This window comes from Pseudogulbenkiania ferrooxidans 2002, from assembly GCF_000174355.1.
GTDB lineage: Bacteria > Pseudomonadota > Gammaproteobacteria > Burkholderiales > Chromobacteriaceae > Pseudogulbenkiania > Pseudogulbenkiania ferrooxidans.
Genome location: NZ_ACIS01000002.1, coordinates 365,206 through 379,359 on the forward strand (window position 1 = coordinate 365,206; position 14,154 = coordinate 379,359).

The 14,154-nt window shown below is 64.7% G+C and carries 10 protein-coding genes; 6 read left to right on the forward strand and 4 right to left on the reverse strand.

Annotated features, from left to right (window positions below):
• The first annotated feature begins 20 nt into the window (after nt 1-20).
• Together FURADRAFT_RS04410 and msrB are read left to right on the forward strand one after the other, a co-directional pair.
• The gene (locus tag FURADRAFT_RS04410) at nt 21-668 is read left to right on the forward strand and encodes a histidine phosphatase family protein (RefSeq protein WP_008952913.1); all 648 of its coding nucleotides are present in this window, start codon (nt 21-23) and stop codon (nt 666-668) included.
• 127 nt (nt 669-795) lie between these two features.
• Nucleotides 796-1,191 carry a peptide-methionine (R)-S-oxide reductase MsrB gene (gene msrB / locus FURADRAFT_RS04415; protein ID WP_008952914.1) on the forward strand — a complete coding sequence of 132 codons (396 nt, stop codon included), beginning with the start codon at nt 796-798 and terminating at the stop codon, nt 1,189-1,191.
• Between the two features lie 83 nt (nt 1,192-1,274).
• Here the strand turns inward: msrB and hflX are convergent, their stop codons facing one another.
• Entirely contained in the window at nt 1,275-2,663 is a 1,389-nt protein-coding gene (gene hflX, locus FURADRAFT_RS04420) for a GTPase HflX (protein ID WP_008952915.1), read from the reverse strand.
• Between the two features lie 242 nt (nt 2,664-2,905).
• Here hflX and FURADRAFT_RS04425 point away from each other — a divergent pair, with 242 nt between their 5' ends.
• Entirely contained in the window at nt 2,906-4,174 is a 1,269-nt protein-coding gene (locus FURADRAFT_RS04425; protein WP_236261532.1) for a DEAD/DEAH box helicase, read from the forward strand.
• Between the two features lie 106 nt (nt 4,175-4,280).
• On the opposite strand, the gene FURADRAFT_RS04430 is transcribed toward FURADRAFT_RS04425, so the two are convergent.
• Nucleotides 4,281-5,915 carry an APC family permease gene (locus FURADRAFT_RS04430; RefSeq protein WP_236261533.1) on the reverse strand — a complete coding sequence of 545 codons (1,635 nt, stop codon included), beginning with the start codon at nt 5,913-5,915 and terminating at the stop codon, nt 4,281-4,283.
• Nucleotides 5,916-6,402: 487 nt separating this feature from the next.
• Here FURADRAFT_RS04430 and FURADRAFT_RS04435 point away from each other — a divergent pair, with 487 nt between their 5' ends.
• The gene (locus tag FURADRAFT_RS04435) at nt 6,403-6,999 is read left to right on the forward strand and encodes a TMEM175 family protein (protein WP_008952918.1); all 597 of its coding nucleotides are present in this window, start codon (nt 6,403-6,405) and stop codon (nt 6,997-6,999) included.
• Between the two features lie 31 nt (nt 7,000-7,030).
• Here the strand turns inward: FURADRAFT_RS04435 and FURADRAFT_RS04440 are convergent, their stop codons facing one another.
• Nucleotides 7,031-7,933, reverse strand: a complete 903-nt coding sequence (locus tag FURADRAFT_RS04440) for a ribose-phosphate diphosphokinase (protein ID WP_008952919.1) — start codon at nt 7,931-7,933, stop codon at nt 7,031-7,033.
• Nucleotides 7,930-9,411, reverse strand: coding sequence for a thymidine phosphorylase family protein (locus FURADRAFT_RS04445; RefSeq protein WP_236261534.1), 1,482 nt, complete (start codon nt 9,409-9,411; stop codon nt 7,930-7,932). The genes FURADRAFT_RS04440 and FURADRAFT_RS04445 overlap by 4 nt, the downstream gene beginning before the upstream one ends.
• A 400-nt stretch (nt 9,412-9,811) precedes the next feature.
• Between FURADRAFT_RS04445 and mgtA the strand changes: the two genes are divergently transcribed.
• A complete protein-coding gene (mgtA, locus tag FURADRAFT_RS04450) occupies nt 9,812-12,427 on the forward strand; it encodes a magnesium-translocating P-type ATPase (protein WP_008952921.1) in 2,616 nt (871 codons plus the stop codon).
• Between the two features lie 211 nt (nt 12,428-12,638).
• Nucleotides 12,639-14,132 (forward strand): AMP nucleosidase, encoded by a 1,494-nt coding sequence (locus FURADRAFT_RS04455; RefSeq protein WP_008952922.1) that lies wholly within the window; start codon nt 12,639-12,641, stop codon nt 14,130-14,132.
• Nucleotides 14,133-14,154: the final 22 nt, after the last annotated feature.

The window sequence follows — 14,154 nt, forward strand, 5'->3', positions numbered from 1 at the left end:
CTGACTGCTAGAATGAATCGATGGACCACACTCCGCTGACCCGCTTCTGCTTCGTGCGCCACGGCGAAACCGACTGGAACCGCGAGCGCCGCCTGCAAGGCCAGATCGATACCCCGCTCAACACCACCGGCCAGGAACAGGCGCAAACATTGAGCTTGGCCCTGACGGCCCGGGCACTGCGTTTCGACGCGCTCTACTGCAGCGATCTGGTGCGCACCCGCCAGACCGCCGTTCCCATCGGACAGGCTACCGGGCTCGACGTCAACCTCGACCCCCTGCTGCGCGAGCGTCACTACGGCCGCCTGCAGGGCCTCACCTATCACGAGGCCGGCGAGGTCATGCCCGACGCCTACCGCCGCCATCGCAACCGCGACCCGCACGACGTCCCGGAAGGGGGCGAGAGCCTGTACGCCTTCCACGTCCGGATTCAGGCCTTCCTGGAGCGGGCGGTGCTCGAACACCCCGGCCAACGGCTGCTCGTCGTCACTCATGGCGGCGTGCTCGACATGGTCTACCGCATCGTCACCGGCAAGCCGCTGACCGAACCGCGCGATTTTCCCATCCCCAACGCCGCCTTCAACTGGATCATCCACCATCAGGGGGCCTGGCAGCTGGAGAAATGGGCGGATAGCGAGCACCTTGGTGGCTCGCTGGACGAATTGCTGTAAGAACCGCCCATCGGCCACGACCAACCGACGCAACCGGCGCAACCGGCGCAACCGGCGCGAACCGCGGCCCGGATAGCCGTGCCGACGCCAACAGCCTTCGGCCAAGACGCCCCCACAGGAGCCCACCATGACAGACAAGATAGACAAGAGCGACGCCGAGTGGCGCGCCCAACTGACCCCCGAGCAATACCGCGTCACCCGCCAGGCCGGCACCGAACGCCCCTACAGCGGCGAGCACTACTACCGCCACGCCAGCGGCGATTACCATTGCATCTGCTGCGACGCGCTGCTGTTCCACTCCGACACCAAGTTCGATGCCGGCTGCGGCTGGCCCAGTTTCTGGGAAGAAGCCTTCCCCGGCAGCATCACCCGCATCGAAGACCGCTCGCACGGCATGATCCGCACCGAGGTGCGCTGCGCCCGCTGCGACGCCCACCTCGGCCACGTGTTCCCGGATGGCCCGGAACCCACGGGCGAGCGTTATTGCATCAACTCGGTGGCGATCAGCTTCAAGGAGGGCTGAGAGGGCTGTTGCCGTGTTGGTTGCAGGCTGACCATCGCAGCAAGGCCTGGGCCGAACCGCTCAGGCCTTGCTACGACAGCGCCTCAGACTTCCCAATATTCCTTTTCCCGACCCGGCAAGCCGGGATTGAGCTGCTCGTGCAGACTGCGCAGTTTTTCCTGCTCGCCACGCACGCGGAACCAGCTGCCATCTTCCTCGGCACGCTCTTCCAGCACTTGGCAGTGGCTGTAGATTTCACCGCGCAGCTGTTGTGCCGACCACGGCAGCAGCAGCTCCTCTTCCACCAGATCCTGCTGGAAAAAGGAAACGATGGTCGCATGCAGGCTGGCCACATCCTCCGGACAACGCGCACTCATCACTACGCAGCCTGGATAGCGTTCCTGCAGTTCGGCCGTCCAGGCAGCCTGCTCCGCCTCATCGCCGACATGGTCGATCTTGTTGAACACGCGAATTCTCGGCACGTCGTCGGCGCCGATTTCCTGCAGCACCTCGTCGGTCACTTCCAGCTGGCGCTGGAAACCGGGGTCACTGGCATCAATCACATGCAGCAACAGCGCTGCATCCAGAGCCTCTTCCAGCGTAGACTTGAACGAGGCTACCAGTCCGTGGGGCAGGTTCTTGATGAAGCCGACAGTATCGCTGACCAGCACGCGCGGCACACTTTCCGGATAAAGGGCGCGCACTGTGGTGTCCAGCGTAGCGAACAGCTTGTTGGCCACGAGCACCTCGCTGCCGGTCAGTGCCCGCATCAGCGTGGACTTGCCTGCATTGGTATACCCCACCAGCGACACCCCGCCCAGGCCCAGGCCCTGACGTTCCAGACGGCGCGCGCGTTGGGTCTTGCGCTCCAGTTCCATCGCGATGATTTCGCGTTGCAGCTCGGCGATGCGGTCACGCACCTTGCGACGGTCCAGCTCGGTATGCGATTCACCGGCACCACGACCACCCGTACCGCTGCGCTGCCGGCCTTGCGGGCCGGCCAGCTTGGCCGCTTCGCGCAGGCGCGGCGCCATATAGCCGAGACGGGCGATTTCCACCTGCGCGCGTGCCGCACGCGAGCGGGCATTGCGATGGAAAATCTCCAGGATGACCATGGTGCGGTCCATCACTTCACAACCAACGGCCAGCTCCAGATTGCGCGCCTGTGAGGGCGAGATTTCGTGGTCCACCAGCAACACGTCGAACTCGACCGTGCTGGAATCCAGCTCTTGCGGGTCTTCTTCCAGTTCGTCGTTACGGATACCACGATTGACGAACATGCTGATTTCTTCCAGCTTGCCCACGCCCAGATAGGCCGTGCGGTCGAAGCTGTTACGCTTTTGAACAAAGGTCTGCATCACCTGGAAACCCAGCGTCTTGGCCAACTCGCTCAGTTCGTTGAGCGAGGCCTCGAACTCGCTATCGCTGACATCCGGCAACTGGACCGAGGTCACAAGGGCATAACGAGGCTTCTCTTTGACTTCTGTTTGCATGTGCAGATTGCTTTACTTGGTGACGAGCCCAGATAGTACTCACAAATAGCACTTTCCGCTGGCAGGATGAGTGACTGGCCATCGATCCGCTACCACCCGCAGCCCCCTGGCAAGCAAGAGCCGCCATCTGGGCGCACACTGGCTGCAGCCACGCAACGCCTTCCTTGACCGCGTGGCTGGCGCAGCCGATACTCCTGCGGCCCCAGGCCGCAAGGCCCTCACACTCATACCCGTCACCATTCATGCCATTCTCTTCCATGGGCCTGCAACCCTCTCTGGCCCAGGCCGCCCTCAGTCAGGGCTACCTTGCCCCCTCTGCCATCCAGACCTCCGCCATTCCTGCCATTTTGCAGGGCCGTGATGTACTGGCCACCGCACAGACCGGCTCCGGCAAGACAGCGGCCTTCTGTCTGCCGCTGCTGCAGCAATGGCTGACAAGTCGCCAGGGTTCGCCACGTCAGGTCCAGGCGTTGATCCTGCTACCCACTCGCGAACTGGCAGTTCAGGTCGGCAACACCCTGCGTGAACTGGCCCTGTCCCTGCCACGGCGCGTGAAGGTGGCCGTGGTCTATGGCGGCGTCTCCATCAACCCGCAAATGATGGCCTTGCGCGGCGGTGCCGACATCGTGGTGGCCACCCCCGGACGACTGCTGGACTTGATCGGGTACAATGCACTGAGTATTTCCACCGTCGGTACCTTGGTACTCGACGAGGCCGACCGTCTGCTCGACCTCGGTTTTGCCGACGAACTTGGCCGCCTGCTGGCCTTGCTGCCCCCCTACCGGCAGAACCTGCTGTTCTCCGCCACGTTTCCGCCCGCCGTTCACTCACTGGCGGAACAACTCCTGAGCCAGCCACTGCGCATCGACATTGCGCAGACCGCCGCCACGGCACCGGATATCCACCAGCGCGCCATCGAAGTGGACGCCAGCCAGCGCACGATGCTGCTGCGCCACCTGTTGCAGACGCATGGATGGGACCGGGTACTGGTGTTCGTGGCTAGCCGGCAGGCTGCCGACCGTGTGACCGGCAAGCTGCAACGTGCCGGTATCCGTGCCGCGGCCCTGCATGGCGATTGCAGCCAGGGACAGCGCGGCCAAGTGCTGGCCGATCTCAAGTCGGGACAGTTGCAGGTACTGGTGGCCACCGACGTGGCGGCTCGCGGCATCGACATCCCCCTCCTGCCGGTGGTGGTCAACTACGATCTGCCACGCTCGCCGGTGGACTACACCCACCGTATCGGCCGCACCGGCCGGGCCGGTGCTCGCGGCGAAGCCATCAGTTTCATCAGCGCCGACTGCGCCGCCCATTTCCAGCTGATCGAAAAGCGCCAGCAGCAACGGCTGCAGCGCGAACAGATTGCCGGTTTCGAGCCGACCGCCACCTCGAATGTCGCGAGCTTAGGCCACACGGCCGAACACGTCGGCAACGGCGGCATCAAGGGCAAACGCAAAAGCAAGAAAGACAAGCTGCGCGAAGCCGCCGCTCAACAACAGGCTGACAACAGCTAGGACGAGTCACGGCGGCAGAACTCCGCCATCACCACCCGATGAGTAACAGCAGCGCAGGCGGCAGAGGAAGGAAGACGCTGCCCCCACCCTCTACCGCCACCCCCGGCTAGCCAATGACCGTCAGCTTGGCCGAAATCCAGATCACGGCAACCGCCAGCAGGAGCGCAAGGTACGGCAGGACGCCGGCGCGGGCATGCGGCAACTCCATGTCCTTGCGCATGGATGCCGGAAACTGCCCCTTGTCTTGCCAGTAATGACGGTAGATGAACACCGGCACGATCAGGAAAGTGGCAATCAGCCCGTTGCGCAGCGTGTTCTCACCCTGGAAGTTGGCACCGGCGCCGACGAACACCAGGTCGAGATAACCGCACAGCACGCCAAGCGCCAGCAGCCAGTTGGCGCACTTGTACGGACGCGGCCAGTCGGCACGGTCGAGGCGGTGAATCCAGCCGGACTGCAGGTTGAGGAAGACGAAGATCATGTAGCAGACGTTGGAAATCGACAGCACGGCCATGTAGTTCGACATCAACAGCAGGAACAGGTTGAACACCAGGTCGGTCCACATCGCCCGGGTCGGGGCACCGTGCTCGTTGACGTGCGACAGGTATTTCGGCAGCCAGCCGTCGACCGAGGCCTGGTACAGCGTGCGCGACGATCCCATCATTGACGTCATCACGATCAGCAGGATCGACAACACCAGCATCACCACGATGGCGTTGAACACCACCACCCCGCCACCGACAAACCTGGCCATCGCGGCGCCGACGCCCGAGCCGTCGACGATGGCCGGGGCGAGCATGCCGGAGAGACCCAGTTCACCCTGGAAGGCGATCGGCACCGCGATGAACATGAACAGGCACAAGAGCCCCGACGAGACGATCGCCTTGAAAGTGTCCTGCTGCGGGTTCTTGAACTCCCGGGTGTAGCACACGGCAGTCTCGAAGCCGAAGGTCGACCAGCAGGCCAGGAACATGGCACCCATCGCGGTACTGATGCCGGCGGAGTTCCAGCTTCCCATCACCGAGGCGCCGGTGGCGTCATGCATCAGCGGCAGCAGCGGCAGGAAATTCGTCGACGGCATGTCACCGGTAAACAGGGGAACCAGCGCAATCACCACCAGCGGCGTCAGCGAGGCGATGCCGAGAATGCGCTGGGTTCGGGCCGCGGCGGAGGCGCCGCTGTGCTGCAGCTTGAACGTGATCAGCAGGAAGATCACCGCCAGAACGAAGGTGGAGTTGATCCGCAGCGTCAGATCCTTGCTGATGAAGCCCAAATCCAGCAGCGTGACCTGCCAGGTGTTGATGGCGGCATCGGCCGGGAACAGGTTGCTCAGCATGTAGCCGGCAGCCAGACTGGTGCCGAGCGCCAGCATCGGCGACCAGGCGATCCAGTTGCACCACACCGATACCGGGGCCACGAACTTGCTGTAGCGGACCCAGCCGAGTGCGCCGTACACCGACGCCCCGCCCGACTTGTGGGGGTAGAGCCCGGAGATTTCGGCATAGGTAAAGCACTGGGCGAACCCGACCAGGATGGCCAGAATCCAGATGATCCATGCCGGCTGGCCAATGGTGGCAGACACGCCACCGATGGTGAACAGTACACCGGCGGGCACGCCGCTGGTCACCCAGAACGCATCCTTCCAGGTGAGGTTACGATGCAGGTCCTGGGTTTGCCCGGCAACGTGCGTCCGGGCACCGCCTGCTGTGGGAAAAGGCAGTACTTCTTCTTGCAAACTCACACTTTCTCCTTTGGTGCTGCATTTCATGGTTTGGCCCGCGATACGCAGGCGCAAACTTTTGCTGCCTGTATTGGCAGTCATTTTTATATGCAGGGAAATGTAGCCGGCTTTTCTCATTCCTTGTAGCCAGCCAACGAAAAGGCAAACCACGCGACTGTCCGGACAACCGCTGTTTGTCCGGACAGTGCATCCTGCCCCGTGGGGGCAGGGCAATGTTGCACGGTTACCGTTGTAAGGTATGCGGGGCTCGCTCTCTTGTCCTTACCGGTACTGCACTGGCCAAATTGCGTCATCGAGAGAGCTGACGCCACGAGAGCCGTCAATCGGTCAGAAAGAGAAAGGACATGGAGAGGCGCGCCCTCCGATCCGATACGCATACCAACACAAAGCAACTGGAGAAGCCAGCGCGGCTCGGGGTATGCTCAAGCACGGAACCGCACCATGGTGACGGCTCCGTCCCTCGTCCTTCTTCCTGTTAGCGGGTGCCATGGAAAAAAATCGGCTTGAAGCGTTCAGCGACGGCGTACTGGCGATCATCATCACCATCATGGTGCTGGAACTCAAAGTGCCGCATGGCGAATCGCTCTCCGCCCTGCTGCCCTTGTGGCCGGTCGCCATCAGCTACGTGCTGAGCTTCATCTACGTCGGCATCTACTGGAACAACCACCATCACATGATGCACGCCAGCAAAAGCGTCAACGGTGCCATCTTGTGGTCGAACCTCCACCTGCTGTTCTGGCTGTCCTTGCTGCCTTTTACCACGGGCTGGATGGGCGAGAATCATTTTGGCCGCTGGCCGACCATGCTCTATGGCCTGAATCTGCTGCTGTGCGCGGTGGCCTATAACCTGCTGCAGACGTCCCTGATCCGCCATCACGGGCCGGACAGCCTGCTCGCACGAGCGATCGGACGGGACCTGAAGGGCAAGGCGTCGCCCGTGCTCTACCTGCTAGGCATCGTGACCGCCGGGCTGGATTACCCCTGTGGCGGGATGATTTTTTTCGTCGGCGTCGCCTTGCTGTGGCTGGTGCCTGATCGACGGATGGAAAGGGCCATGGCGGGGCATCAACGCAGTACGCCATAGCCCTCAAGATTAAGAGGGCTGACCAGTCGCCTCACCGCGTGCCCATGTTCTGGATCGCTTCGGCCAACCAACGCTCGAGCGCGATGGCGTTGCTGGAATGGACCACCGTATTGCAACTGACCACCTGTGCTGCCCCGGCACCGTTCAGCAGCTCGACAGCTCCCTCGGTGAAGATGGCATGCACGGCGACGCACACCGCCGGGTTGGCCCCGAGTTGCCGCAGCTGCTGCAAGGTTTCAGCCATGGTGTGGGCGGTGGACACGATGTCGTCGACCAGAACCGGCGTGCGGCCGGACAAGCGGGTCATGTCGGGGCGGGAAACCTCCACCTGCCGGTCGCCATGCCGGGTCTTGCTCAGAACCAGATAAGGCGCCTGGGCCAAGGCCGCGACCTCGGCAACCCATTGCTGGCTTTCCTGGTCCGGACCGATCAGGAGCGGCTTGGGCACGTTGGCGGCGATCCACTCGGCCATGGCCGGCGCGGCATGGACCACGCACGTGGCGCAGCGGTAGACCTGCTCCAGGCGGGCAATGCGGTGCAGGTGCGGGTCGACCGTGACCAGCCAGTCAAGACGTGGCGACAAGGTCTCGGCGAAATAGCGCGCCGTCACACCCTCTCCGGGATGGAAGCGGGTGTCCTGCCGCATATAGGCGAGGTAAGGCGCCAGCAGACCAACCTCCGCCGCGCCGTAGTCGCGCACCAGCGCCGCGGCGAACAACAGGGGCAGCAGCTTGCCGTCGGGACGGTCCAGCGTGGCGACCAGGACGACCCGCGCACCATCCACCTCGCTCAACAGCTGCAGGTGGGTTTCGCCATCGGGAAAGGAGCGCACCATGAGCTCCCCACGTTCAGCCTGGCCGGCGAGCGCCGGCTGCGCCAGCAAGGCGGCAGCCATCGCCTCGTTGCCGGGCAAAGGCAGCAGCACGGTCTTCATCGCTCCTCCACCACCACGATCTGAGGGTGCATGTCCAGATAGCTGAGGGCATACTCGAGCTCGCCCGGTGTCTCGGCGTGCACCGTGAACAGCGGCATGCCGATGTCGACGTGGCTGTCGACCATCACGTGCAGGTCGATACCGGCTGACGCCGCGCGTGGGGCACCGGCCAATTTGGCGGCGCGGCTGACCAGGCGATTGTCGATGGCGGTGACGCGGCCGCCCTTCACGGCGCAGACAGGGTGAGTGTGGGTAGCCACGGGCGGCGTGCGCAAGCCGCCCTGGGCATTGGCAATGGCGACGAATTTCGCCCACGCCTGCCCCGAATCGAGCAGGCGCCGGGCGTGGGCCACGCCGGTGCCGATCGCGGCGGTGCCGCAAAACTCGAGCAGGGTGCCCGCCAACGTCAGCGAGCGCTCGCGCAGATCGGCCGGCGCATCCGCTTCATTGCGCAATACCGCCAGAATGTCGCGGGCCTCCAGGGCCGGCCCCACACCCCGGCCGACCGGCTGGCTGCCGTCGGTGAACACCACCTGAATGGCCAATCCGAGGTTCCCCGCCACGTATTCGAGCAGGGTTTTCAACACGGTCGCCGCGTGCTGCGAGCGTATCTTGGCGGTGTAGCCGACGGGAATGTCGATCAGCGCATGGCTGGAACCGGCGGCCACTTTCTTGGACAGCACGGAGGCAACCAGCTGGCCTTCGCTGTCGAGATCCATCGGGCGTTCGACACGGATCAGGATATCGTCGGCCGGGCTCAGGTTGACGGCGCCGCCCCAGACGATGCACCCGCCCTCTTTCCCGACGACACGGCGGATGGCCGGCAGATCGAGGGCGACGGGTGCCAGGGTTTCCATGGTATCGGCCGTGCCCGCCGGCGACGTGATGGCACGGGAAGAGGTCTTGGGCATGATCAGCCCGGCCGCGGTCACGATCGCCACCACGATGGGGGTGGTGCGATTGCCCGGCAAGCCGCCGACACAGTGTTTATCGACGACGGGGGCGCTGCCCCAATCCAGGCGTTGTCCCACATTCACCATGGCACGCGTCAAGGATACGGTCTCGTCGGCATCCAGGCGGCCGCCGGCGCAGGCCGCGACGAATGCGGCCAGATAGATGTTGGGGTAGCGCCCTCGCGCCACGTCCTCGATGATGCAATACATCTGCTCATCGTTCAGACGATGGCCGTAGATCTTGCTGCGCAAGGCAATCAGCGATTCCAGCGGCGGCAGAGGCCGGACCCGGATGGTATCCCCTTCACGGCCGTCCAGCTGACGCCAGGCCGCCGAGGACAGACTGGCCTGATGCGGAGCGAGCAGGTCGGAATCGATGACATTGAGCGTGGCGACGATCTCGATGCCGTTGCGCGCCACGCGCACGCGCGACTGAGCCTCGAAGCCCTCCGAGCGGCATACCTCGCAGTCGCGCCGCATATAGATCACGGCTTCCTGGTAGGTGTCGATACCAAGCCACTTCAAGCGCAATTTATGACCGGCATTCACCGTTAGCTCCCCCCTTTGATTCTTCTTTTTGCCGTTGATCGATCATGCCGAGCTGCTGAAGCGAAACGCGCTGTGTTTATTTTTGAAAATTAGACGAATTCGAATCGGACTGGCAACGGCAATTCCCCTGCCAGCGAAGGGGGGCGGGCAGGCGCAGACGCCTGATTAGCTGGCGATCATCAGGGAACGCGCCATGCGGCATGGCGACCCCGGCCGACGCAAGGGTTTGGCAGGGGACGAAGCATTGCGTGCGCTAGTATCAAGGAAGGGGCCACCCTGCCCGCTCCGAACGCCTGATCGACGTCCACCGCCGTCGCAGCGAAGCGGCCCTCTCTTGGGCGCGCCATCCACGGGTTCTCCGGCGCTGGAGCAATGGATGCCCTGCCCCAAACTCACTGACCGAGGACTCGCCTTGCACGAACCGCTCGACGCACAGCCGGTCCCGTTCTGGACCCGATCGCTGACCGCACTCAAGACCGAACTCGGCGCGGACGAGCGCGGCCTGTCGGAGGAAGCCGCCTTGGCGCTGCGTGCGCGATACGGCGACAACGTGCTGCGCGCCCGGCGCCGGCGCCACCCAGTACTGGAGTACCTGGCCCACTTCCGCAACCCCCTGGTGCTGCTGTTGTTGAGCGCCAGCGCGGTATCGGCCCAGTTAGGCGACGTCACCAGCTTTGTCGTCATCAGCCTGATCGTGATCGGCAGCGTGACCCTGGACTTCGTGCAGGAGCACCGGGCCGGCAACGCGGCCGAGCGCTTGCGCGAATCGGTGGCCTTGCGCGCCAGCGTGCTGCGCGACGGCCACGTCGTGACGCGGCCGGCAGCCCAGCTCGTTCCGGGTGACCTGGTGCAACTGGCCGCGGGCGACCTGGTTCCGGCCGACGGGCGCATCGTCGAAGCGCGCGACTTCTTCGTGCGTCAGTCGATGCTCACCGGCGAGTCGTACCCGGTCGAAAAGCATGCCGTGGAGCTGACGGCGGAGGCGCGCGAGATCGCCGATGCCGTCAACGCGGCGTTCATGGGGTCGTCGGTGCTGAGCGGCAGCGCCACGCTGCTGATCTGCCATACCGGGCCGGCCACCTTTCTGGGCGGGATTGCCGACACCTTGCGGGCACCGGCCGAACCGACCGCGTTCGAGCTCGGCACCCGTCGCTTCGGCCAACTCATCATCAAGATGACCTTCGCCCTGGTGCTGTTCATCGTCTTCGTGCACACGCTGGCGCACCGCCCGGTGCATCAGACCTTCATGTTCGCGGTCGCCCTGGCGGTGGGGCTGACCCCCGAACTCTTGCCGATGATCGTGTCGGTGACCCTGTCGCGCGGGGCCCTGCGCATGGCGGCCAAGAAGGTGGTGGTGAAGCGGCTGGCGGCGATTCAGGATATGGGCAGCATGGACGTGCTGTGCACCGACAAGACGGGCACCCTCACCGAGGCAACGATCCGCCTCGAACAGCATGTCGACCTCCAGGGACACGACAGCGCGCGCGTGCTGCAGCTGGCGTACCTCAACAGCTTTTTCGAGTCCGGACTGCGCAGTCCGCTCGACGACGCCATCCTGCAGCACGAGGAAATCGACATCGGCGGCTGGAGCAAGATCGACGAGGTGCCGTTCGGTTTCGAACGCCGGCGCGTCTCGGTGCTGGTGGAACGCGCCGGGGAACGGCTGCTGATCGTCAAGGGCGCGCCGGAGGACATGCTGCGCCTGTGTGCCGAGGTCGAAACCGGTGCACCGGATGCGCCGCCCGTGCTGCAGGCGATGGACGAGGCCACGCGCGAGCGCGCCCTGGCGCAATTCGAGGCGCTGAGCCGCGACGGCTTCCGCGTGCTGGCGATCGCCTGGCGCGCCGTGCCGCCGGACCATGGGCACGCCGTGGTCGACGACGAGACCCGGCTGGTGCTGTGCGGCTTTGCCGCCTTCCTCGACCCGGCCAAAGCCAGCGCGGCGACCGCGCTGGAGGAGCTGCGACGCAGCCATGTCCACGTCAAGGTGCTAACCGGCGACAACGAGTGGGTGACGCGTCACGTCTGCGCCCAGGTCGGCCTGCCGGTGAAGACGTTGCTGACTGGCGCGCAGATCGACCAGCTCGACGACCCCGCGCTGGCGGCGCAAGCCCAGCACACCGACGTGTTCTGCCGCGTCTCGCCGCCGCAGAAGAGCCGTATCCTGCGCGCGCTGCGCCGCCGCGGGCACGTGGTCGGCTTTCTTGGCGACGGTGTCAACGACGCGCCGTCGCTGCACGACGCCGACGTCGGCATCTCGGTGGACTCGGGGGTCGACGTGGCCAAGGACGCCGCCGACATGATCCTGCTCGAGCACGATCTCGGCGTGCTGCACGACGGCGTGATCGAGGGACGCCGCACCTTCGCCAACGTGATGAAGTACATCATGATGGGAACCAGCTCGAACTTCGGCAACATGTTCAGCATGGCCGGCGCGTCGCTAGCCCTGCCCTTCCTGCCGATGCTGCCGGTGCAGATCCTGCTCAACAACCTGCTCTACGACACGTCGGAAATCCCGATCCCGCTCGACGACGTCGACGCCGCCTATCTGCGCTACCCGCACGACTGGGATGCCGGCTTCATCCTGCGTTTCATGCTGACGCTGGGGCCGGTGAGTTCGCTGTTCGACTTTCTCACCTTCTACCTGCTGCTCAGCGTCTTCCATGCCCAGGAGGCGCTGTTTCACACCGGCTGGTTCATCGAGTCGATCGCCACTCAGGTGCTGGTGATCTTCATCATCCGCACCCGTGCCGCCCCCTGGCTCAGCCGGCCCAACCCGTGGCTGGCCGGCACGGCGCTCGCGGTGGTGGGGGCCGCCGTGCTGCTGCCGTTCACCTCGCTGGCCGATCTGCTGGGCTTCGTCGCGCCGCCGGCGGAACTGTTGCTGCTGATCGCGGTGTTGACCCTGGTCTACCTGTGCGGCGCGGAGGCGGCCAAGCGCTGGTTCTACCATGCCGGGCGACGACACCGGGCGCATGCCCGGCACGGCTGAAGACAAGGCGCACTCGACTCGCTGGCTTCATCGCGCCGCCGTCGGCAGTTGTCGCAGGAAGGGCTTTGCCCAATAATCGCCAGCGAAAACGTCGCTCTGCTTGGGGGCTGACAGGCCACATGACGGCAACACGTTGGCTCCCGTCCCCGCTCCGCCAGACGCCCTGGACGGAGCAGCACTGCACCGAACACGTCTCCAGGAGACTGGCGTCATGCCTTATTTACCTACGTTCATCCCACCCAGCCGTTTCGATGACCCCGCCGCCGCGCTGGCCCAGGTGCGCCACATTTACCAGAACAGCCTCGCCCACTTGCGCGAGACGATGCAGCGCTTTGTCGATGGTGAAGACTTGCCCGGCCATGTACGGGCCTGCTACCCCTTCGTCCGTATCCAGACCGGCACCGTGTCGCGGCTGAAACCGCTGGAGAGCAAACGCCGCAGTTACGGCTTCGTGGCCGGGCCGGGCCGCTTCGAGACCACGCTGACGCGACCGGACCTGTTCGAGGACTATTACCTCGAGCAGTTCACCTTGCTGCTGCAAAACCATGGCGTGGCGCTGGAAGTCGGCAGCAGCTCGCAGCCGATCCCCATCCATTTCTCGTTTGCGGAGAGCGATCACCTCGAGGGCAGCCTGAGCGCGGAGCGCCGTGAACGGATGCGCGACGTGTTCGATCTGCCCGACCTCACGGCGATGGACGATGGCATCGCCAACGGCACCTACGAACCGCGTGGCGGCGAGCCGCGGCCGCTGGCGCTGTTCACCGCGCCGCGCGTCGACTATTCGCTGCATCGCCTGCGGCACTACACCGGCACCCAGCCCGAGCACTTCCAGAACTTCGTGCTGTTCACCAACTACCAGTTCTACATCGACGAATTCATCCGCCTCGGCCACGAATGCATGGCCGACCCCGACAGCGACTACACCGCCTTCGTCGAGCCCGGCAACGTGATCACGCGCCGCGTGGGGATGGCGGCCGAAGCCGGCGATGCCTTGGGGAAAGCACCGGCGCGCCTGCCGCAGATGCCGGCCTATCACCTGATGCGCGGCGACCGCAGCGGCATCACCATGGTGAATATCGGTGTCGGCCCGGCCAACGCCAAAACCATCACCGACCACATTGCCGTGCTGCGCCCGCACGCCTGGATCATGCTGGGCCACTGCGCCGGCCTGCGCCAGACGCAGCAGCTTGGCGACTACGTACTGGCGCACGGTTACGTGCGGGACGATCACGTGCTCGACCAGGACCTGCCGCTGTGGGTGCCGATTCCCGCCCTGGCGGAAATCCAGCTGGCGCTGGCCGCCGCCGTGTCCGACATCACGCAGATTCAGGGGTCCGAACTCAAGCGCATCATGCGCACCGGCACGGTGGCCAGTACCGACAACCGCAACTGGGAGCTGCTGCCGGAGAATGCGCCGCAACGCCGCTTCAGCCAGAGCCGCGCGGTGGCGCTGGACATGGAAAGTGCCACCATCGCCGGCAACGGCTTCCGCTTCCGGGTGCCCTACGGCACCTTGCTGTGCGTGAGCGACAAACCCCTGCACGGCGAGATCAAGCTGCCGGGAATGGCCGATCAGTTCTACCGGGAACGCGTCGATCAGCACCTGCGCATCGGCATTCGGGCGATGGAGTTGCTGCGCGAACAGGGCGTCGACCAGTTGCACAGCCGCAAGCTGCGCAGCTTTGCGGAAGTGGCGTTCCAGTAGGGCCCTGCTCGCATTGAAGGCC

Excerpts from the sequence above, each read along its gene's own strand:
- FURADRAFT_RS04410 (WP_008952913.1), top strand. The coding sequence starts at position 21 with ATGGACCACACTCCGCTGACCCGCTTCTGCTTCGTGCGCCACGGCGAA.
- msrB (WP_008952914.1), top strand. The coding sequence starts at position 796 with ATGACAGACAAGATAGACAAGAGCGACGCCGAGTGGCGCGCCCAACTG.
- hflX (WP_008952915.1), bottom strand. The coding sequence starts at position 2,663 with ATGCAAACAGAAGTCAAAGAGAAGCCTCGTTATGCCCTTGTGACCTCG.
- FURADRAFT_RS04425 (WP_236261532.1), top strand. The coding sequence starts at position 2,906 with ATGCCATTCTCTTCCATGGGCCTGCAACCCTCTCTGGCCCAGGCCGCC.
- FURADRAFT_RS04435 (WP_008952918.1), top strand. The coding sequence starts at position 6,403 with ATGGAAAAAAATCGGCTTGAAGCGTTCAGCGACGGCGTACTGGCGATC.
- FURADRAFT_RS04440 (WP_008952919.1), bottom strand. The coding sequence starts at position 7,933 with ATGAAGACCGTGCTGCTGCCTTTGCCCGGCAACGAGGCGATGGCTGCC.
- mgtA (WP_008952921.1), top strand. The coding sequence starts at position 9,812 with ATGCCCTGCCCCAAACTCACTGACCGAGGACTCGCCTTGCACGAACCG.
- FURADRAFT_RS04455 (WP_008952922.1), top strand. The coding sequence starts at position 12,639 with ATGCCTTATTTACCTACGTTCATCCCACCCAGCCGTTTCGATGACCCC.